This is a genomic window from Aeromonas sp. sif2416 (assembly GCF_019218665.1).
In the GTDB taxonomy this organism is placed as follows: domain Bacteria; phylum Pseudomonadota; class Gammaproteobacteria; order Enterobacterales; family Aeromonadaceae; genus Aeromonas; species Aeromonas encheleia.
This window is the reverse complement of sequence record NZ_JAHUXC010000003.1, coordinates 40,806-61,550: the sequence shown is the minus strand read 5'-3', so window position 1 is coordinate 61,550 and position 20,745 is coordinate 40,806. Positions and strand designations below refer to the sequence as shown.

The following is a 20,745-nucleotide window of genomic DNA, read 5'->3' as shown; positions in this document are numbered from 1 at the left end:
TGGCTGTGTGCCGGGCAACCCTGCCCGGCGTGATATCAGAAGGGTTGGTCGCCCATGATCCCGGCCCGCTCCATCTTGCGGTGGCAGGGCGGATAGTCCATGGCGGCATAATGCTGGGTGCTGCGGTTGTCCCAGATGGCGATGCTGTTGGGCTGCCAGCGCCAGCGCACCTGATACTCGGGGACATAGGCCTGGCTTATCAGATAGCGCAGCAGATCGCTGCCGCCCATGCTGTAGTCCTGCCCGTAGCGCACGTGCTCCGGGGTGTGGTAGTTGGTGAAGTGGGTGGCGAAGGCGTTGACGAACAGGATCTTCTCGTCGGTGTCCGGATGGGTGCGTACCACGGGGTGCTCGGCATCCGGGAACTGGGCCTTGAGCGCCAGCCGCTTCTCGATGGGCATGGCCGCCCCGAAGCTCGCCTCTATGCTGTGGCGGGCACGCAGGCCGGCGATCTTCTGCTTGATCTCCTCCGGCAGCTTCTCATAGGCCACCACCATGTTGGCCCAGAGGGTGTCGCCCCCCACCGGCGGGCACTCCACGCAGCGCAGCACGCAGCCGAAGGGCGGCTTGTCGCGCCAGGTGGCGTCGGTGTGCCAGGCGTTCTCGTAGCGATCGTTCGGCACCTCCGGCGACTTGTAGATGCGCACCAGTCCGGGATGATCGGGATCGCTGCCCGCCACCGGGTGATCCTCCAGCTCGCCGAAGCGGCGGGCGAAGGCCACGTGATCGCTGCGGCTGATATCCTGCTGCCGCAAGAACAGTACCCTGTGCTTGAGCAGCAGGGAGCGGATCTCGGTGAACAGCCCTTCATCATGAACGGCATCCGCCAGGTTGACGCCACTCAGTTCCGCTCCGATATGGCAGGTCAGTTGTTCTACACGCATGTCATGCACTCCCTCGATGACAAGTCTGTTGCGCCATGCGCCTCGCAGGCCGGCCCCTCCCATGAGGGGCCGCCTCGCGCGCTTGCTAGATAACGAAAACCGATGAGCCCGTGGTCTTGCGCGACTCGAGATCGCGGTGGGCCTGCACCGCATCCTGCAGTGCGTACTTCTGGTTGATCTCGATCTTGATCCGGCCGCTGCCCACGTGGTCGAACAGCTCGTTCGCCAGGGCCGTCTTCTCGGCCGGGTCGGCGATGTAGTCGGCCAGAGCCGGACGGGTCAGATAGAGGGAGCCCTTCATCGCCAGCAGCTGCGGGTTGAACCCCTCGATCGGGCCTGAGGCGGTGCCGACGCAGACCATGAGGCCGCGGCGTTTGAGGGAATCGAGCGAGCCCAGGAAGGTGTTCTTGCCGACGCTGTCGAACACCACGTTGACGCCGGCGCCCTCGGTCAGTGCACGCACCCGCTTGGCCACGTCTTCATGGCTGTAGTCGATGGTGAAGTCACAGCCGTGGGCCCTGGCCACCTCGGCCTTGGCCTCGCTGGAGACGGTGCCAATCACGGTCAGGCCGAGCAGCTTGGCCCACTGGGCGACGATGAGGCCCACCCCGCCCGCGGCGGCGTGCAGCAGGATGCTGTCACCGGGTTTGAAGTCGTGGATGCGGCGCATCAGGTAGGCGGACGTCAGGCCCCGCATGGTCATGGCGGCCGCCGTCTCGAACGCTATGTTGTCCGGCAGCTTGATGAGCGGGGCGGCGGGGATCAGGCGCTCGGTCGAATAAGCACCGAGGGTGTTGAGGAAACCGGTGTAGGTGACGCGATCGCCCACCGCCACATGGGTGACGCCCTCGCCGATGGCCTCCACCACGCCGGCCCCCTCGACGCCCATGCCGTTGGGCATGGGGATGGGGTAGGTGCCGTTGCGAAAATAGGTGTCGGCATAGTTCAGGCCGACCGCGGCATGGCGCAGGCGGACCTGGCCCGGACCGGGTTCACCGACCGCCACCTCTTCGTAGCGCAGCACTTCCGGGCCCCCGGTTTCATAAAAGCGTATGGCGTTGGCCATCTCAGTTCTCCAATCCGTTCGTGAGTGAAACTCTTCGTCCGGATTGAATCTAGGGGGTTACGTAAACGGCCGCTTTTCATCGGGCGACAGCCACTTTTCATCTCATGACAACCCCGCTCGAATTCGTTGCCCCCCCTCGGGGAAGGCGCCAGAATCGGCCCTGACCCACCATGACGGCGCCGCGACGGCGACCGCCCATGTTGTTGGCAATGAGAGATACTTGATTGAATTAAATGGAATTATCCAAGAGGCAGCCGCCTGAGTCTGCCGATTGGCGGGCCTTTGACTTAAGCATAATTGACGTTAACGTCAACGTAGTGTGAGATGGGTATATCCGCAGCATGAAAGGAGTCACTATGTCTAACTTATCCCATTCGGCCGGGGCGCGTTTTCGCACCGCGCTGGCCAACGAGAAACCCCTGCAAATCGTCGGCACCATCAACGCCTACATGGCGCTGATGGCCGAGCGTAGCGGCTTCAAGGCGCTCTATCTGTCCGGTGCCGGGGTGGCCAACGCCTCCTTCGGCCTGCCGGATCTGGGCATGACCTCCATGAACGACGTGCTGATCGATGCCGAGCGGATCACCGCCGCCACCCAGGTGCCGTTGCTGGTGGATATCGACACCGGCTGGGGCGGCGCCTTCAACATAGCCCGCACCATCCGCGCCTTCGAGCGGGGCGGTGTCGCCGCCGTCCACATGGAAGATCAGGTCGCCCAGAAGCGCTGCGGCCACAGACCCAACAAGGCGGTGGTGAGCATGGCCGAGATGGTGGATCGCATCAAGGCGGCGGTGGATGCCCGCACCGACGAGAACTTCGTCATCATGGCCCGCACCGACGCCCTGGCAGTGGAAGGCATCGAATCCGCGCTGGAGCGCGCCGCCGCCTACGTGGCCGCCGGGGCCGACATGATCTTCGCCGAGGCGGTGACCAAACTCGACCAGTACGACCGCTTCAAGCAGGCGGCCGGGGTCCCCATCCTCGCCAACATGACCGAATTCGGCCAGACCGAGCTGTTTGACAAGGGCCACCTCGCCGATCACGGCGTCGATATGGTGCTCTACCCCCTGAGCGCCGCCCGCGCCGCCAACCAGGCCGCCCTCAACGTCTATCAGCAACTGCGCCAGGATGGCCACCAGCGCGCCGTGGTCGACAGCATGCAGACCCGGGAAGCGCTCTATGACTTCCTCGGCTACCACCACTACGAGCAGACACTGGATCGCCTGTTCACCAAGGAATGACAGACCCGCCGGTCGCCCCCTGTGTGACAGGTAACGGGCGGCCGACAGGCTCAAATGTATAAGGAGAGACAAGCAATGAGCGCAATCACCGAGACCACCACCCCCGTCTTCAAGGCAAAAAAATCCGTGGCCCTGAGTGGCACCGCCGCCGGCAACACCGCCCTCTGCACCGTGGGCCTCAGCGGCAACGACCTGCACTACCGTGGCTATGACATCCTCGATGTCGCCACCAGCTGTGAATTCGAGGAGATTGCCCACCTGCTGGTGCATGGCCATCTGCCCAATGTCGCCGAACTGGCCGCCTACAAGGCCAAACTCAAGGCCCTGCGCGGCCTGCCCTCCGGCGTCAAGACCGCACTGGAGCAACTCCCCCCCTCCGCCCATCCGATGGACGTGATGCGCAGCGCCGTCTCGGTGCTGGGCTGTGTGTCGCCGGAGAAGGACGACCACAACCACCCGGGTGCCCGCGACATCGCCGACAAGCTGATGGCCTGCCTCGGCTCGGTGCTGCTCTACTGGTACCACTTCAGCCACAACGGCAAACGCATCGAGGTGGAGACCGACGATGACTCCATCGGCGGCCACTTCCTGCACCTGCTGCACGGACAGACACCACGCGACTCCTGGGTGCGCGCCATGCACACCTCGCTGATCCTCTACGCCGAGCACGAGTTCAACGCCTCCACCTTCACCGGTCGGGTGATCGCCGGCACCGGCTCCGACATGTTCTCCTGCATCACCGGTGCCATCGGCGCCCTGCGCGGGCCCAAGCACGGCGGCGCCAACGAGGTGGCCTTCGAGATCCAGAAGCGTTACGACAATCCCGACGAGGCGGAGGCCGACATCCGTGCCCGCATCGAGAAGAAGGAGGTGGTCATCGGCTTCGGCCACCCTGTCTACACCGTCTCGGATCCGCGCAACAAGGTGATCAAGGAGGTGGCCCGCGAGCTCAGCAAGGAGCAGCACAACTCCAAGATGTTCGACATCGCCGAGCGGCTGGAGTCGACCATGTGGGACGCCAAGAAGATGTTCCCGAACCTCGACTGGTTCAGCGCCGTCAGCTACCACATGATGGGCGTGCCCACCGCCATGTTCACCCCGCTGTTCGTGATAGCCCGCACCTCAGGCTGGTCGGCCCACGTCATCGAGCAGCGCATCGACGGCAAGATCATCCGACCGAGTGCCAACTACGTGGGCCCGGAGGATCTGGTGTTCGTCCCGCTCAAGGATCGCAAGTGATGAACAGCCACTATCGCAAGCCCCTGCCCGGCACGGCGCTGGACTACTTCGACGCCCGTGCGGCGGTCGAGGCCATCCAGCCCGGCGCCTGGGACAAACTCTCTTATACCGCCCGCGTCCATGCCGAGAACCTGGTGCGCAAGTGCGACCCGGCCATCCTCGGCGAGTGCCTCGGCCAGATCGCCTTGAATAAACGCGATCGCGACTTCCCCTGGTTCCCGGCCCGAGTGGTGTGCCACGACATCCTGGGTCAGACCGCGCTGGTGGACTTGGCTGGACTGCGTGATGCCATCGCCGATCAGGGTGGTGACCCCGCCCAGGTCAACCCCGTGGTGCCGGTGCAGCTGATCGTCGATCACTCGCTGGCCGTGGAGTGTGGCGGCTTCGATCCCGATGCGTTTGCCAAGAACCGCGCCATCGAGGATCGCCGCAACGAGGATCGCTTCCACTTCATCAACTGGACCAAGCAGGCGTTTCGCAACATCGAGGTGATCCAGCCGGGCAACGGCATCATGCACCAGATCAACCTGGAGAAGATGTCGCCGGTCATTCACAACGACAGGGGCATCGCCTACCCGGACACCTGTGTCGGCACCGACAGCCACACCCCCCACGTCGACGCCCTCGGGGTGATCGCGGTGGGCGTGGGCGGGCTGGAAGCCGAGAACGTGATGCTGGGGCGCGCCTCCTGGATGCGCCTGCCGGAGATCGTCGGCGTCGAGCTCAGTGGCAAGCCGCAACCCGGCATCACCGCCACCGACGTGGTGCTCTCCCTGACCGAGTTCCTGCGCAAGGAAAAAGTGGTCGGCGCCTACCTGGAGTTCCGTGGTGAGGGCGCAGGCGCCCTGACCCTGGGGGATCGTGCCACCATCTCCAACATGGCGCCGGAATACGGCGCCACCGCGGCCATGTTCTTCATCGACAGCCAAACCATCGACTACCTGCGGCTCACCGGCCGTGATAGTGAACAGGTCAAGCTGGTGGAGACCTATGCCAAGGAGGCGGGCCTCTGGGCCGACTGCCTGGCGAATGCCCAGTACGAGCGCGTGCTGCACTTCGATCTGTCCAGCGTGGTGCGCACCCTGGCGGGCCCCTCCAACCCGCACCGCCGCCTGCCGGTTTCCGACCTGGCCGCCCGCGGCATAGCCGTGGATCTGGACAAGGCCCGCGCCCAGGAGGCCGACGGCCTGCTGCCGGACGGCGCCGTGATCATCGCCGCCATCACCAGCTGCACCAACACCAGCAACCCGCGCAACGTGATTGCCGCCGGCCTGCTGGCGCGCAACGCCAACCAGCTTGGCCTTACCCGCAAACCCTGGGTCAAATCGTCCCTGGCACCGGGCTCCAAGACGGTGGCACTCTATCTGAAGGAGGCGGGCCTTGACCACGAGCTGGAGCAGCTCGGGTTCGGCATAGTGGCCTTCGCCTGCACCACCTGCAACGGCATGTCCGGCGCACTGGATCCGGCCATCCAGCAGGAGATCATCGATCGCGATCTCTATGCCACCGCCGTGCTGTCGGGCAACCGCAACTTCGACGGTCGCATCCACCCCTATGCCAAGCAGGCCTTCCTCGCCTCGCCGCCGCTGGTGGTGGCCTATGCCATCGCGGGCACCATCCGCTTCGACATCGAGAAGGATGTGCTGGGGGTGGTGGACGGGCGCGAAATCCGCCTGAAAGACATCTGGCCGTCGGATGACGAGATCGATGCGGTGGTCAAGGCGTCGGTGAAGCCGGAGCAGTTCCGCCAGGTCTATATCCCCATGTTCACCATAGAGGAAGACCATGGCCCCAAGGTCGCCCCGCTCTATGAGTGGCGCGAGATGAGCACCTACATCCGTCGCCCGCCCTATTGGGAAGGGGCGCTGGCGGGTGAACGTACCATGAAGGGCATGCGACCGCTGGCGGTGTTGCCGGACAACATCACCACCGATCACCTGTCGCCCTCCAACGCCATCATGCGCAGCAGCGCGGCCGGTGAATACCTGCACAAGATGGGGCTGCCGGAGGAGGACTTTAACTCCTACGCCACCCACCGTGGCGATCACCTGACCGCGCAGCGCGCCACCTTCGCCAACCCTCAGTTGGTGAACGAGATGGCGGTGGTCGATGGCCAGGTGAAAAAAGGGTCGCTGACCCGCATCGAGCCGGAAGGCAAGGTGACGCGGATGTGGGAAGCCATCGAAACCTACATGGCCCGCAAGCAGCCGCTGATCATCGTGGCGGGCGCCGACTACGGCCAGGGTTCGTCCCGTGACTGGGCGGCCAAGGGCGTGCGGCTGGCAGGGGTGGAGGTGATAGCGGCGGAAGGCTTCGAGCGCATTCACCGCACCAACCTGATCGGCATGGGGGTGCTGCCGCTGGAGTTCAAGCCGGGCACCACCCGCCTGACCCTGGGGCTGGATGGCACCGAGACCTATGACGTCAAGGGTGCACGCACCCCGCGCACCGATCTCGTGCTGGTCATTCACAGGCGAAACGGCGAAACGGTCGAGGTGCCGATGACCTGCCGTCTCGACACCGCCGAAGAAGTCTCGGTCTACGAGGCCGGTGGCGTGCTGCAGCGCTTCGCCCAGGACTTCCTGGAAGCGACCACGCACAAGGCCGCCAGCTGACCTAGCGCCCCCTCCCCGGGGGATGAAAAGGCGGCAGCCATCATGGCTGCCGCCTTGTATCCCGAATTCAACACAGATCAGGACAATCCTCATGGCCCATCAATCTCCGGCTCACCCAGGCCAAGTGAAAATTCCGGCCACCTATATTCGCGGCGGCACCAGCAAGGGCGTGTTCTTCCGCTTGAGTGATCTGCCAGAGCGCTGCCAGCGACCGGGCCCGGCCCGCGATGCGCTGTTTATGCGGGTGATCGGCAGCCCCGACCCCTATTCTGCCCACATGGACGGCATGGGCGGCGCCACCTCTTCCACCTCCAAGTGCGTGATCCTGTCGAAAAGCAGCCAACCGGATCATGATGTGGACTACCTCTACGGCCAGGTCGCCATCGACAAGCCGTTTGTGGACTGGAGCGGCAATTGCGGCAATCTCTCCACCGCGGCCGGCACCTTCGCCATCCAAGCGGGGCTGGTCGATCCCGCCCGTATTCCGGATAACGGCACCTGCGTGGTGCGGATCTGGCAGGCCAATATCCAGAAGAGCATCATCGCCCACGTACCGATCACTAACGGCCAAGTGCAGGAAACCGGCGACTTCGAGTTGGACGGAGTAGCCTTCCCGGCAGCCGAGGTGGTGCTGGAGTTTCTCAACCCGTCTGACGATGGTGAAGATGGCGGCGCCCTCTTCCCCACCGGCAATCTGATCGATGACCTGGAAGTTCCGGATTCTGTGGTAAAGGGCGGCACCCTCAAGGCGACCATGATCAGCGCCGGCATTCCCACCGTGTTCGTCAATGCCGAGGCCATCGGCTATCAGGGCACCGAGCTGCGCGAAGGGATCAACGGCGACCCCGAAGCACTGGCCCGTTTCGAGGCCATCCGTATCGCCGGCGCCCTGCGCATGGGCCTCATCAAGACGCCCGCCGAGGCGGCTACCCGCCAGCACACCCCCAAGATTGCCTTCGTCGCACCCGCTAGGGAGTACCGCACCGCCAGCGGCAAACAGGTGCAGGCCGGTGAGATCGACCTGCTGGTGCGCGCGCTCTCCATGGGCAAGCTGCACCACGCCATGATGGGCACCTGCGCGGTGGCCATCGGCACTGCAGCGGCCATCCCCGGTACGCTGGTGAACCTGGCGGCCGGTGGCGGCGAGCGCGAGGCGGTGCGCTTCGGCCATCCGTCCGGCACCCTGCGGGTCGGCGCACAGGCGATGCGGGTGAATGGGGAGTGGACGGTGACCAAGGCCATCATGTCGCGCTCCGCCCGCATCCTGATGGAAGGCTGGGTGCACGTGCCGGGGGATGCCTTCTAGCGAGCCCCCTCTCCTCTCGTCAAAACAAGAAGGCCCAAGCAGTTGCTTGGGCCTTCTTAATGGTAATAACCGTCTCCGGGCATGATATTCCGATGCCTGATGGCAAGGGCCCCTCCCCGACTCATCGGTTGCAAGCACGCCGGTTACTGCGGGCGCCGCACGCACTCGACGTGACGCGGGATATTCTTGCCCGCATTGCCGCCGATCAGCTTCTTTACCTGGCCATCCGGACATTGGCCGTCGTCGACATAGACCACCTTCCCCTGCGGAATGCTCCCTGGCGGGGGGTCTTGCTTTAGATATTCGACGGAGATGGGGGTGAGCATTGTGCAACCCGAACCGCCCATCACCGCAACCAGCATCGCCAGCGACACCCCTCTTTTCCATGCAACAGCCATAGGCCACTCCCTCTCTGTGATCCGCATGCGCACACAAGGTTCAGACCCAGCGCCGCTCTGACCCAGCCAGTGTAGTCACCGATCACCGCCGACCGATAGCCTCCCCCGGCGGCGCACCGACGGATTCAGACACAAAAAAAGCCCAAGTGACAGGGTCACTTGGGCTTTGTACTCCATTACATCATAAAAGCAGACAAGCAGGATGCTATCTGTCACATCCTGTCAGGATCTTCGGCTGACACCGTCATGGCACCGGGGCGGACAGCCCATATACCCAGGCTGTCCGCACGCCAGCTGCCGCCAGACTCGCTATCCCTCCTCGCCATGCCCCCCTGCGCTTGAGGGTGAGCGTTGGTCACCAGCACAAATTACTCTGCTGCCCGCCGGCACGACACAAAATGGAAGTAAGCGTCGGAAACCGAAGAATGGTTGCCATACATAGTGCTGAACGCATAGTGCTTGCCGCCACTGCTATAATCGCCCGTCCAGTGATAGGAGCTAGTCGGCCAACCGGCAGCTATCGACAAGTCACCGAACTCCGCAAAGAGTCCCTGGTACTCAGCCAGGGTTGGCAGGCGAAAACCTTGCCCCAGGTAAGTGCAATAGTTGTTTCCGTTAGGCCATGTCATCAAGACGTAGGGCTGTCCATTGTGTTTAATTGTGCTGTCATATGGGATCCCCGCGGCATCCACCTCGCTTTGCAGCGGCGGACAAGTCCATTCGGCACCAAAACTGTCGACCAATATGCCTATACCACAGCCAGTACCATAAGCTGGCATGGGGTAATACACGGTTAGCTGCGTAGTGGCACTGACCCCTGAACTATCCTGCATCGTCGCAGCAATGGTGGTGGCACCAGCAGCAATCCCCGTGGCCAGGCCGCCGCCATTGATGGTGGCAATGGCGGTGTTGCCGCTGCTCCAGGCGACGCTGGCACTCGCATCCACGACGCTCCCGTCGGACATGGTGGCCATGGCGGTGAACTGCTTGGTTTCCCCTATCAGGAACGAGTCATCTGCCGGCGCAACGACCAGGGAGACCGTTGTCGCGGGCAGCTTCGCACAGGTCACATACTGATAACCGCTGTCATTGCCGGGACCGTTATCGTTGCCGTAAGACATATCGATCTTGTTGTGAGTCCCTTCATTCACCCCTGCGGTGCCCGTCCAGTAGTACATAGCGGTCGGCCAGCCAGCGTAGCTCTCCGGGTTACCGATCTCGTCATACAGAGCCTTCATCTCCTCCACGGGCGGCAGGTAATAGCCCTCCCCCAGGGCGGCGCAGTAGGCACTCGCCTCCGGCCAAGTCAGCAGGGCATAGCTGATGCCGTTCTCGCCGTAAGCGCCGGAATAAGGGTAACCAGCGGCATCGGCCTTCGAGGTAGTCAGCGGGCAGGTCCAGGTCTTGCCTGCCGCATCCGTCAGGGTCTCATTGCTACAAGCAACCGCAACCGTCAACTCGGCCGTGTCGCTAAGCCCCGTGCCATCCAGCGCCATCGCCGTGATGGTGCTGATGCCCCCTGCCACCCCGGTCGCCAGCCCGGTGTTGCTGCCGACGGAGGCGATGGCGAGGTCGTCGCTGCTCCAGCTGACCAAACTGGTCACATCCTGGCTGCTGCCATCGGACAGGGTCGCACTGGCGTTAAACTGCTTGCTCTGCCCCACTACGACCGCGGCGCTCTCCGGGGTCACGGTCAGCTCTGTCATGACGGCGCCGGTCACATTCAGGGCCGCGCTGCCGGACTGGCCGCTGGCGCTATCGGTGGCGGTGATGTTGGCACCGCCCACGCTCACCCCGGTCGTCAACCCGCCGATGACGGTGGCTACCCCGATGTCGTCGCTGCCCCAGCTGGCGGTGCTGGTGATGTCTTGGGTGCTGTTGTCGGACAGCTGGGTGGTGGCGCTAAGCTGCACACTCAGCCCGGCCGGCACCGTGGCCGGATCCGGCGTGACCGCCACTCCCATCACGACGGCATCGCCCACCTCCAGTGAGGCGCTGTCGCTCAGAAACAAGCCATTGATGCTGCCAGCAGCGCTGATATAGGTCGGGCCAATATTCACCCCGGTCGCCACCCCGCTGCTGCCATCGACGGTGGCGATGCCGCTGTCGTCGCTGCTCCAGCTGATATTGCTGTTGACGGTCAGCACCTGGCTGGTGCCGTCCGACATCAAGGCGCGCACCGTGAACGCTTTGCTCAGGCCAACGGGCACCGCCTCGATGCCCGGGCTCACCTCCAGGCTGGTCACCTCGGCGCCGGTCACCGTCAGGGGCGCCTGGTTGCTGACCTGCACGCCATTGACGACGGCGGTGGCAGTGATGTCGGTGCTGCCCACGCTCACCCCGCTGGCCAGCCCTTTATCCACGGTGGCAACGAGCGGATCGCTCACCCAACTGGCACTGTCGGTCATCGGCAGGCTGGTGCCGTCCGACATCAGCGCGGTGGCGTCGTATTGCTGGGCCAGGCCGATGGGGACCGAGCCCCTGGCCGGGGTCACCTGCAAGGCGGTCACGGTCGCATCGGTCACGGTCAGCTGCGCGCTGCCGCTGAAGGGCTGACCGTTGACGAGGGTGCTGGCGTTGAGGGTGGCGGTGCCGGCATGGGCCCCCGTGGCCAGACCGGTGGTACTGATGGTGGCCAGAGCGGGCTCGCTGCTGTGCCAGCTGACATCCAGCACCGGCTGGCTGCTGCCATCGGACAGCATGGCGGTCGCACTGTACTGTTGCGGCAAGCCGATCGGCGCCCTGAGCCGGGGCGGGGTCAGTTGCAGGCCGGTCACGGTGGCACTGTTCACCTTCAACTGCGCCGAGCCGGAGAGATCCTGACCATTGAAGTAACCCGAGGCCATGATGGCCACGCTGCCAACACTTAGCCCCCTGGCCTGCCCCCATCTGTCCTGCTCATTGCTGACGGTCGCGGTGGCGGTGTCGCCACTGCTCCAGCTGACGAACTCAGTAACCAGCTGGCTGGTGCCATCGGACAGCACGGCGGTCGCGACTAAGGGCTGCGCCAAGCCGACAGCCGTCGTGCTCATGGCGGGGGTCACCTGCAAGGCGGTGACGGTGGCATCGCTCACGGTGAGCTCTGCCGCGCCGCTGACCGTCTTGCCCTGGAAGAGGCCGCTCGCGCTCAGGCTGGCCATGCCCGCCCCTACCCCGCTCGCCAACCCTTGCGCGACGGTGGCGGTGCCCGCATCATTGCTGACCCAGTTCAGGTCGCGGGTCACGTCCAGGGTGGTGCCATCGGAGAGCTGCAGGATGGCGGTGAACTGCTGGTTCAGACCGGCGGCCACCCTGGCCGCAGCGGGCGTCACCTGCAGCCCGGTGGCCTGGGCACTGCTGACCTCCAGCTGCGCCTTCGCCTCGACGGGGGCACCATTGGCCCCTACTCCCGACGCCGTGATGGTGACGAGGCCCGGTGCGACCCCGGTCGCCAGGCCCGCGCTGGTGATGGTCGCGATGGCGCTGTCACTGCTGCGCCACTGGACGTCGCCGAGGGCCGTCACATCCTGCACCTTGCCATCGCTCAGCACCGCCTGCGCCATATACTGCTGCGTCAGCGCCACCGGGATGCGCCCCTGGGGCGGGGTGATCTGCAAGGAGACCATGGTAGTCGCGCCGCTCCCGGAGTCCGTAGATGACGAATCGTCGCCATCACCGCCACCGCATGCGGCCAACAACAAGAGCGCTATGGATGCGCATACCCACCTGCATAATTTTTTCATCATTTATCCCTAATGACTTGTTCATCATATGTTTGCCCGGCTGTCATCCCTGGCGAGACGACAAGGATGCCGACGGCATGAGCGGTGATCAGGCAGCGAGACCTGACTCCTGGACTGATGCCATCAGCGAAGCACTCGAGGAAGGAACTGATAGCGTCGGGCGGGCTCGATGATGAGGAACAGGGAGGGCGCCAGCAGCTCGCCCCCGGCGATCCACTGGCGCCCTCCCTGCACAAGGCAGTGATTAATGGCTGGCGGGGCATAACCCCGCCAGCCCAAGGTCAACTCGCGGGCCGGGCACAGGTCACGAGATAGGCAGTGCTCTCGTATTGGTAGTGTACATACCCATACGCCAGCTCGATGTCGTAGTACTTGGGCGTATAAACACCATCATCCATGTATAACGTAGACGTCCAATACTGCTTAGCGATCGGCCAATCGGCGTACATCTCCATGCTGCCGTACGTGCGATATAACTCCTTCAGCTGATCCTTGGAAGGCAGATAGAAGCCACCGCCCAGATCGGTGCAGTACCTGGCTGCATTTGCCTGCGTTAACAGAACATAAGTCTTATCGACACCGGCGTAATCGGGCTCTGTATGGAGCCCGTTGGCCCATATACCCAGAGCATCCCCCTCTTCCTTGGTGATAGGGCAGGTAAACGTCAGCCCTCCCGCATCGACCATGCCTTTCACACAACCGGTCCAATCCGGCAAGCCATCCCAGACCACTTCCAGCTGCGCCGTGGCGCTGATCGAGGAACCATCTTGCATCGTCGCGGTGATGACGGCGTTCCCTATGGCAACCCCCTTGGCCAAACCGCTGCTGTTGACGGTGGCCACGGCGGTGTTGCTGCTGCTCCAGGCGACGCCGCTGCTCAGAACCTGAGTCTCCCCGTTGGACAGGGTCGCGGTGGCGACATACTGCTGGCTCGTCCACTCCATTATCGAGGCGGTGGCTGGCGTCAGGGCCAGGGAGACCACGCTGGGCGGAGGCAGCTTGGCACAAGTCACATACTGATAACCGCTGTCATTGCCAGGACCGTTATCGTTGCCGTAAGACATATCGATCTTGTTGTGAGTCCCTTCATTCACCCCCGCGGTGCCCGTCCAGTAGTACATAGCGGTCGGCCAGCCAGCGTAGCTCTCCGGGTTACCGATCTCGTCATACAGAGCCTTCATTTCCTCCACGGGCGGCAGGTAATAGCCCTCCCCCAGGGCGGCGCAGTAGGCACTCGCCTCCGGCCAAGTCAGCAGGGCATAGCTGATGCCGTTCTCGCCGAAAGCGCCGGAATAAGGGTAACCAGCGGCATCGGCCTTCGAGGTGGTCAGCGGGCAGGTCCAGGTCTTGCCTGCCGCATCCGTCAGGGTCTCATTGCTACAACCAGTCGCAACCGTCAACTCGGCCGTGTCGCTAAGCCCCGAGCCATCCAGCGCCATCGCCGTGATGGTGCTGTTGCCCGGCGCCACCCCGGTCGCCAGACCGGTGTTGCTGCCGACGGAGGCGATGGCGAGGTCGTCGCTGCTCCAGCTGACCAAACTGGTCACATCCTGGCTGCTGCCATCGGACAGGGTCGCACTGGCGTTAAACTGCTGGCTCTGCCCCACCGCGACCGCGGCGCTCTCCGGGGTCACGGTCAGCTCAGTCATGACGGCGCCGGTTACATTCAGGGTCGCGCTGCCGGACTGGCCGCTGGCGCTATCGGTGGCGGTGATGTTGGCGCCGCCCACGCTCACCCCGGTCGTCAGCCCGCCGATGACGGTGGCCACCCCGATGTCGTCGCTGCCCCAGCTGGCGGTGCTGGTGATGTCCTGGGTGCTGTTGTCGGACAGCTGGGTGGTGGCGCTAAGCTGCACACTCAGCCCGACCGGCACCGTGGCCGGATCCGGCGTGACCTCCACCCCCATCACGACGGCATCGCCCACCTCCAGTGAGGCGCTGTCGCTCAGAAACAGGCCATTGATGCTGCCAGCGGCGCTGATATAGGTCGGGCCAATATTCACCCCGGTTGCCACCCCGCTGCTGCCATCGACGGTGGCGATGCCGCTGTCGTCACTGCTCCAGCTGATATTGCTGTTGCCGGTCAGCTCCTGGCTGGTGCCGTCCGACATCCAGGCGCGCACCGTGAACGGTTTGCTAAGGCCAACGGGCACCGCCTCGATGCCCGGGCTCACCTCCAGGTTGGTCACCTCGGCGCCGGTCACCGTCAGGGGCGCCTGGTTGCTGACCTGCACGCCATTGACGACGGCGGTGGCATTGATGTCGGTGGTGCCCACCCCCACCCCACTGGCCAGCCCTTTATCCACGGTGGCAACGAGCGGGTCGCTCACCCAACTGGCACTGTCGGTCATCGGCAGGCTGGTGCCGTCCGACATCAGCGCGGTGGCGTCGTATTGCTGGGCCAGGCCGATGGGGACCGAGCCCCTGGCAGGAGTCACCTGCAAGGCGGTCACGGTCGCATCGGTCACTGTCAGTTGCGCGCTGCCGCTGAAGGGCTGACCGTTGACGCTGGTGTTGGCGTTGAGGGTGGCGGTGCCGGCATGGGCCCCCGTGGCCAGGCCGGCGGCACTGATGGTGGCCAGACCAGGCTCGCTGCTGTGCCAGCTGGCATCCAGCACCGGCTGGCTGCTGCCATCGGACAGCATGGCGGTCGCGCTGTACTGTTGCGGCAAGCCGATCGGCGCCCTGAGCCGGGGCGGCGTCAGTTGCAGGCTGGTGACGGTGGCGCTGCTCACCTTCAGCTGCGCCGTGCCGGAGAGATCCTGACCATTGAAGTAACCCGAGGCCATGATGGCCACGCTGCCAACACTCAGCCCCCTGGCTTGCCCCCATCTGTCCTGCTCATTACTAACGGTCGCGATGGCGGTGTCGGTGCTGCTCCAGCTGACGAACTCAGTGACCACCTGGCTGCTGCCATCGGACAGCACGGCGGTCGCGACTAAGGGCTGCGCCAAGCCGACAGCCGTCGTGCTCATGGCGGGGGTCACCTGCAAGGCGGTGACGGTGGCATCGCTCACGGTGAGCTCTGCCGCGCCGCTGACCGTCTTGCCCTGGAAGATACCGCTCGCGCTCAGGCTGGCCATGCCCGCCCCGAGGCCGCTCGCTAACCCTTGCGCGACGGTGGCGGTGCCCGCATCATTGCTGACCCAGTTCAGGTCGCGGGTCACGTCCAGGGTGGTGCCATCGGATAGCTGCAAGATGGCGGTGAACTGCTTGTTCAGGCCGGCTGCCACCCTGGCCGTAGCGGGCGTCACCTGCAGCCCGGTGGCCTGGGCATTGCTGACCTCCAGCTGCGCCTTCGCCTCGACGGGGGCGCCATTGGCCCCCACCCCCGACGCCGTGATGGTGACGCGGCCCGGTGCGACCCCGGTCGCCAGGCCCGCGCTCGTGATGGTCGCGATGGCGCTGTCACTGCTGCGCCACTGGACGTCGCCGAGCGCCGTCACATCCTGCACCTTGCCGTCGCTCAGCACCGCCTGCGCCACATACTGCTGCGTCAGCGTCACCGGGATACGCCCCTGGGGCGGAGTGATCTGCAAGGAGACCATGGTAGTCGCACCGCTCCCGGAGTCCGTAGATGACGAATCGTCGCCATCACTGCCACCGCATGCGGCCAACAACAAGAGCGCCATGGACGCGCAGATCCACATGAATATTTGTTTCATCGTATGTCCTAATAAGCTGTTCATCTTGTGCTTCTGGCTATCCTTGCCCGGTCGTCTGCGCGACAGAGCAGGTGGCAAGCCCCCATTCCGACGCAACAGATGCCAGTCAGGCGCACCGGGGTGCGCCTGGTCGTCATGGCCAGTCCCGATCGCCGGGATCACGCCATCACAGGGGGCAAATGAAAACGATATAACCGGATTCATCGGGATATCGAGCAGGGTGAGCTGTGGGCGCCAGAGCAGGCATGGGGTCAAGCAGATGCCGCTAGAGGGCGTGGCATGGCCAGAGTCTCTGGCCGGATCTTGGCAGCCACCGAGCGGCTTATGGGTATTCCACATTCAAGACGGCCTGAGCGGTGAAGGTGCCAGGCTCTGGCACCTGCCCGGTGCCGATGGGAGCCGCATAGAAGAGCACTGTTCCATACCCGTCCTGCAAGGGTACCGACAGGGTGCCGGTATTGGGCACGATCCAATAGGCGCTGTCGGCCACGTCACTCTGGGTCGACAACGCCACCCCCAGGCCAGGCTTGCCGGTCTCGATGAGCAAAGGGTTATCCGCCGAGGCCGCCGCGTTCACCCGCAGCGTCACCGGCGTGCCCATGTCCACACAGGCGATGGGCATAGAGACCGTCTGGATCAATCCAGGTTGGGAAGGCGGTGCACCCAGCCGGATGCTGTTGGTCGGGAAGGTCCCGAAGTCCACGATTTCTGCCGCATTGTTGTTGATGACGCAGCCCGGTTGAACCAGGGTGGCACGCACCTCCACAGTGACGTCTGCCGCTCCGGCAAAGAAGGCGGCACCGCACAAGATGAGACCGATAGTCGTGGCTATTCTGCTTTTCATCATGCCCGCCTCATTGATAGGAAAAAGTGACACCCACGAGGGCCGTCGCCGTGCCGGACGTCATGTCTCCGGTCTGGATATACCGAAAGCCGAGAGGAAGGTTGAACACGCCACCATTGGGGCCGCTCAAGCCCAATGGGTATTGGTTGATACCATGGGCTCCTGCGTCATCGGGCCCCAATAGGTAGGGTGTGCCTGTCCCGGGATTGACCACCTGGACACCAAGCCCACCGGCGGTGCTGGCAGCTGTCAGGTTCACGATATCGGTTCTATTGCTGGCGTTGGTCTGATCCGAGAGTGTCACCTTGATTTCGACATTGGGATCACACTGCAGATTGATCATGCTGGGAATAGTGCCTGTGGTACTGCCTACGGCAGAAAAATCACGGGTACTCAGCTCGCCAAAATCGATATAGGTATTCGCCGGAGACGTCACATCGCAGCCCCGGGCGGCAACATTGACCGTGACGGATCGTTGGCCGACCATCTCCTGGTACATTTGTCCGGCACTATCCCGGCACTCCAGTCGTAAAAAGTCTTCGATATGGGGGATGACATAACTTCCAGCAGGCAGAGACATCCCTGGCATGGCATAGAGCACATAGCGGAACCTGGCATCTATCGCGTCGGTTCCGGGGGCCCGGGCGGCATTGGGTGTTGGGTACCACAGGCTGGGAACCGCCGTGATGGCCACCGCATCGCTATCTGGCGCCGAGGTATCCCTGGTCGGGACTATGACTCCAAAATAAGGGTTACCCGATGAAATGAGGTTGTGCATCTTGCCATTGAACATGACGCTTTGAGGCGTCATTGCGGCAAGGGCAGAGATCTTGCCTTCAGTATCTTTTATCGTCGGAGAGGACGGGTGGCATGTATTGGACGATGTCAGACCTGAATTTGCTACCAAATAAGCTTCACCGTTATTCTCGGGAACTGAAATATTTATCTGGCTACTCGTCGGCCCTAAATATGTCTTGGCCATGGCCGCTGGCCCATAAAGTCCCCCCGCAATAAGACAACACCATAATCCACCGACGGTCACGGCCCGTTTTTTATTGACGAAAGTACTATTTCTATCCATGTGGTTCAGAACATCCCGGTCAGCTGCAAAATCAAGCAAAACACCCATCACCCACACCTTTGCATTTAAAAGACAGGAACACATATATCAATCAATCACATGGATCGCTGATAGCAACGTATTTATCCTAACGGCACTCGAGGGCTAATCTGGCGATCGGTTCCTGTGTCGCGGGCTCTGGCAGTTGGTAATTTGCCGCACAACGCTGACCCTGGCCCTCACCCCATTGGATAGCCAGCGAACCTTCATTGGCCAGGCCGGAGAGATAGGCAATCCCCTCCTCACTCACAATGCCTGATACGCCCTCATTCTCACTGACAACATTTGCGCCAAAGGGTACTGGCTTGCCATTGAACGTCAGTGTGAACAGCCCTCGTCCCCCTTTCTTGGTCTCGAGTTCTGCACGCACCAGTGCACCATTGGTCGGCACCACGAGCGCTACGGCCTCGTCAATCTCCACATCGTCTTGCAACGAATTGACATCCAGCGCGACGCGGTTAAAACGATAACTGGATGCATAGGGAATGACGGCATAGCCATCGGAATCGGTGGTTGTGCCTATGGTATTTTCAACCACCGCCCCCTCCGCCCCCGGGGCCGCCACCAGAATATTGGTGTTACCCAAGGGTTGACTGAACGTCACGCCATCCGCATGCACCACAATGCCGCCCGCCCCACCATAGGTAATCTGTTGATTATCTTCACTATAATTATAGCCAAGCTCGACATTGCCTTTGGACCCCTGGTACTGAACATGCGCATTGCCATTGGCACCCACGCCCTTGCTGGTATACCCCTGCTGCACGCTGTAATTCAGGTTCTTATTGTCCAAGGCAGTTCCGCTCAGCCCCACCCTATTCGTGACCTGACCATTGGCATCGTAACTGACACCGTAGTCCGCATAGGCAGAGGAGTAATCATCAGCCGTCGCCAACCATCTCCCTATGGGGAAGGAGAGGTTCAGCGAGATGACCTTGTCCTCCTCCACCTCAAAGGCACTCTGGTTATGGCTGTATGCGATCGAATATGTGACGTCACTCCAGACACCGGAATAACCCATCTGCAGATACTTATCTTCTTCGTCAGTATCCCAATAATTTTGCACTCGCGCGCTCAAATAAAGTGACTCAGCCTCACCAATTTGCTGGGATATACTGCCTTCCAGTCTGGCACGCTTGGCATAATGAAGGTCATAACTGTTTATCGGCTCATCAAGGTCTGAACCATCCTGATCACTGTCATCATTTTCTTCATAAGAACCAGACATGGATTTATAGGTGCTATCGGCGAAAGTGTAATATCCCTGCGTCGAATAGTGGGCACCCAATAACTGCAGGTCAGTTCCAAACTCTACCAGTGACTTGGCATAGAGAAGGCTAAGGGATTGACCTGATGACTCAGTATCGTCTGGCAATATTGTGTTGGCATGAGATAGTTCGGCCGAGATAGCACCGAAGTTGCCCATATTTTTACCAATGCCTACCGCAAAGGATTGATAATCTGATGACAGTTGCGTGCCACCAAAGAGCGTCACCGTTTCCTGGACACCCATAGCAAGCGAACCCTGAATGAATTCAGGCTCTTCCTGTGCGTCACTGCCAGAACGATATTTACCCACGGTAACATCATATTTCACCCGACCTTCACGGAGTAAATTAGGAATGGATGCGAAAGGCACCACATAATGGCTGGTGCTGCCATCATTTTCCTTCACTTCAACATCAAGGTCACCGTTGGTTGAGGTTGCAAACAGATCCTCAATCAGAAATGGGCCCGGTGGCACATGTGTCTGGTAAATCACAAAACCATTTTGCTTGATGGTGACGCTGGCATTGCTCTTGGCAATACCGCGTACCGATGGCGCGTAGCCCTGCAAGCTACTGGGATACATTTGCTCATCGGAGGCCAACTGGACACCACGAAAAGCAACGCTGTCAAATATATCTGAGCCGGTGCTGCTATCACCAATGACAAGCTCACTTTTCAATGGAATAATAGCCCGCGCAAGATAATTACTTACACTCTGCAGTTCGTTAGTCTCATCCCCCTTGTTCCAGGTAGAATAATTCCTGAAGCGCCATGCTCCCATATTGAAACCGGTATTCAGCGAGACGAAATAATCGTCACCGATATCCTCCTCGCCGATACTGTTACTGCCACTGAACATATAGTTCAACATCAATGCATTGATACCCTCATCCCAGAGATCTTCTGACACTTCTCCTACTACACGCTTGGTCATGGCAGCCTGCGGAATACTCAAATCAAGTCGTAAACGCTCGAAATAGAATACAAAATCAGCCCCCGGGATCAGGGTTCGAATATCGATGGGCTTGGCCATGCCCTCTGTCGTGCCTGACTGAAATTCAGACAGGGCTTGGGCATCGACTCCCAGAGCAATCAGCTCATTGGCAGAAAGCACAGGGCTTAAACCATCGCCATCTTTCTCGGATGTACTGGCGACAAATACTACGTCTCTGGTTTCAATGAACTGACCGTTCAAAGAGATATCGATCCGATAGGTTCCCGGTAACTGCTCATTACTTTCAAATGCAGCAAGGTCCGCCACCGAGGACGGATCACCGGATAAAAATGCGGGGTTAAACTGGACGTCAGCCTGAACATCAGAGATAACGCCCAATCCCACCAATAATACGGCCAGTAGCTTCGGATTCAACATTGCT

The 20,745-nt window shown here is 61.9% G+C and carries 12 protein-coding genes; 4 read left to right on the top strand and 8 right to left on the bottom strand.

Annotated elements, in window-relative coordinates:
- Window positions 1-35: 35 nt before the first annotated feature.
- The gene (locus tag KW821_RS06530; RefSeq protein ID WP_218290864.1) at window positions 36-884 is read right to left on the bottom strand and encodes a TauD/TfdA family dioxygenase; all 849 of its coding nucleotides are present in this window, start codon (window positions 882-884) and stop codon (window positions 36-38) included.
- Between the two features lie 85 nt (window positions 885-969).
- Entirely contained in the window at window positions 970-1,950 is a 981-nt protein-coding gene (locus KW821_RS06525; RefSeq protein ID WP_218290863.1) for a quinone oxidoreductase, read from the bottom strand.
- Window positions 1,951-2,306: 356 nt separating this feature from the next.
- Between KW821_RS06525 and prpB the strand changes: the two genes are divergently transcribed.
- The 4 genes from prpB to prpF all read left to right on the top strand — a co-directional run bounded on the left by prpB (window position 2,307) and on the right by prpF (window position 8,351).
- On the top strand, window positions 2,307-3,191 hold the full coding sequence (gene prpB / locus KW821_RS06520) for a methylisocitrate lyase (protein ID WP_042652483.1): 885 nt from the start codon (window positions 2,307-2,309) through the stop codon (window positions 3,189-3,191).
- Window positions 3,192-3,266: 75 nt separating this feature from the next.
- Complete coding sequence (gene prpC / locus KW821_RS06515; RefSeq protein ID WP_042652484.1) at window positions 3,267-4,430, top strand: 2-methylcitrate synthase; 1,164 nt, start codon at window positions 3,267-3,269, stop codon at window positions 4,428-4,430.
- Window positions 4,430-7,045 carry a Fe/S-dependent 2-methylisocitrate dehydratase AcnD gene (acnD, locus tag KW821_RS06510; protein ID WP_218290862.1) on the top strand — a complete coding sequence of 872 codons (2,616 nt, stop codon included), beginning with the start codon at window positions 4,430-4,432 and terminating at the stop codon, window positions 7,043-7,045. The genes prpC and acnD overlap by 1 nt, the downstream gene beginning before the upstream one ends.
- 91 nt (window positions 7,046-7,136) lie before the next feature.
- Window positions 7,137-8,351, top strand: a complete 1,215-nt coding sequence (gene prpF / locus KW821_RS06505; RefSeq protein WP_218290861.1) for a 2-methylaconitate cis-trans isomerase PrpF — start codon at window positions 7,137-7,139, stop codon at window positions 8,349-8,351.
- Between the two features lie 143 nt (window positions 8,352-8,494).
- Here the strand turns inward: prpF and KW821_RS06500 are convergent, their stop codons facing one another.
- The 6 genes from KW821_RS06500 to KW821_RS06475 form a co-directional block, all read right to left on the bottom strand.
- Window positions 8,495-8,749 (bottom strand): DUF6719 family protein, encoded by a 255-nt coding sequence (locus KW821_RS06500; RefSeq protein ID WP_218290860.1) that lies wholly within the window; start codon window positions 8,747-8,749, stop codon window positions 8,495-8,497.
- Between the two features lie 368 nt (window positions 8,750-9,117).
- Entirely contained in the window at window positions 9,118-12,354 is a 3,237-nt protein-coding gene (locus KW821_RS06495) for an Ig-like domain-containing protein (RefSeq protein ID WP_218290859.1), read from the bottom strand.
- A gap of 398 nt (window positions 12,355-12,752) precedes the next feature.
- On the bottom strand, window positions 12,753-16,019 hold the full coding sequence (locus tag KW821_RS06490; RefSeq protein WP_218290858.1) for an Ig-like domain-containing protein: 3,267 nt from the start codon (window positions 16,017-16,019) through the stop codon (window positions 12,753-12,755).
- A 439-nt stretch (window positions 16,020-16,458) separates the two neighbouring features.
- On the bottom strand, window positions 16,459-16,980 hold the full coding sequence (locus KW821_RS06485) for a fimbrial protein (RefSeq protein WP_218290857.1): 522 nt from the start codon (window positions 16,978-16,980) through the stop codon (window positions 16,459-16,461).
- Between the two features lie 10 nt (window positions 16,981-16,990).
- Window positions 16,991-18,109 (bottom strand): fimbrial protein, encoded by a 1,119-nt coding sequence (locus KW821_RS06480; RefSeq protein WP_218290856.1) that lies wholly within the window; start codon window positions 18,107-18,109, stop codon window positions 16,991-16,993.
- 79 nt (window positions 18,110-18,188) lie between these two features.
- A complete protein-coding gene (locus tag KW821_RS06475) occupies window positions 18,189-20,741 on the bottom strand; it encodes a fimbrial biogenesis usher protein (protein ID WP_218290855.1) in 2,553 nt (850 codons plus the stop codon).
- Between the last annotated feature and the right edge of the window lie 4 nt (window positions 20,742-20,745).

Coding starts and splice junctions, on each gene's coding strand:
- KW821_RS06525 (WP_218290863.1), bottom strand. CDS start 1,950: ATGGCCAACGCCATACGCTTTTATGAAACCGGGGGCCCGGAAGTGCTG.
- KW821_RS06485 (WP_218290857.1), bottom strand. CDS start 16,980: ATGAAAAGCAGAATAGCCACGACTATCGGTCTCATCTTGTGCGGTGCC.
- prpF (WP_218290861.1), top strand. CDS start 7,137: ATGGCCCATCAATCTCCGGCTCACCCAGGCCAAGTGAAAATTCCGGCC.
- KW821_RS06475 (WP_218290855.1), bottom strand. CDS start 20,741: ATGTTGAATCCGAAGCTACTGGCCGTATTATTGGTGGGATTGGGCGTT.
- KW821_RS06495 (WP_218290859.1), bottom strand. CDS start 12,354: ATGGTCTCCTTGCAGATCACCCCGCCCCAGGGGCGCATCCCGGTGGCG.
- KW821_RS06480 (WP_218290856.1), bottom strand. CDS start 18,109: ATGGGTGTTTTGCTTGATTTTGCAGCTGACCGGGATGTTCTGAACCAC.
- KW821_RS06490 (WP_218290858.1), bottom strand. CDS start 16,019: ATGGTCTCCTTGCAGATCACTCCGCCCCAGGGGCGTATCCCGGTGACG.
- prpC (WP_042652484.1), top strand. CDS start 3,267: ATGAGCGCAATCACCGAGACCACCACCCCCGTCTTCAAGGCAAAAAAA.
- acnD (WP_218290862.1), top strand. CDS start 4,430: ATGAACAGCCACTATCGCAAGCCCCTGCCCGGCACGGCGCTGGACTAC.
- KW821_RS06500 (WP_218290860.1), bottom strand. CDS start 8,749: ATGGCTGTTGCATGGAAAAGAGGGGTGTCGCTGGCGATGCTGGTTGCG.
- KW821_RS06530 (WP_218290864.1), bottom strand. CDS start 884: ATGCGTGTAGAACAACTGACCTGCCATATCGGAGCGGAACTGAGTGGC.
- prpB (WP_042652483.1), top strand. CDS start 2,307: ATGTCTAACTTATCCCATTCGGCCGGGGCGCGTTTTCGCACCGCGCTG.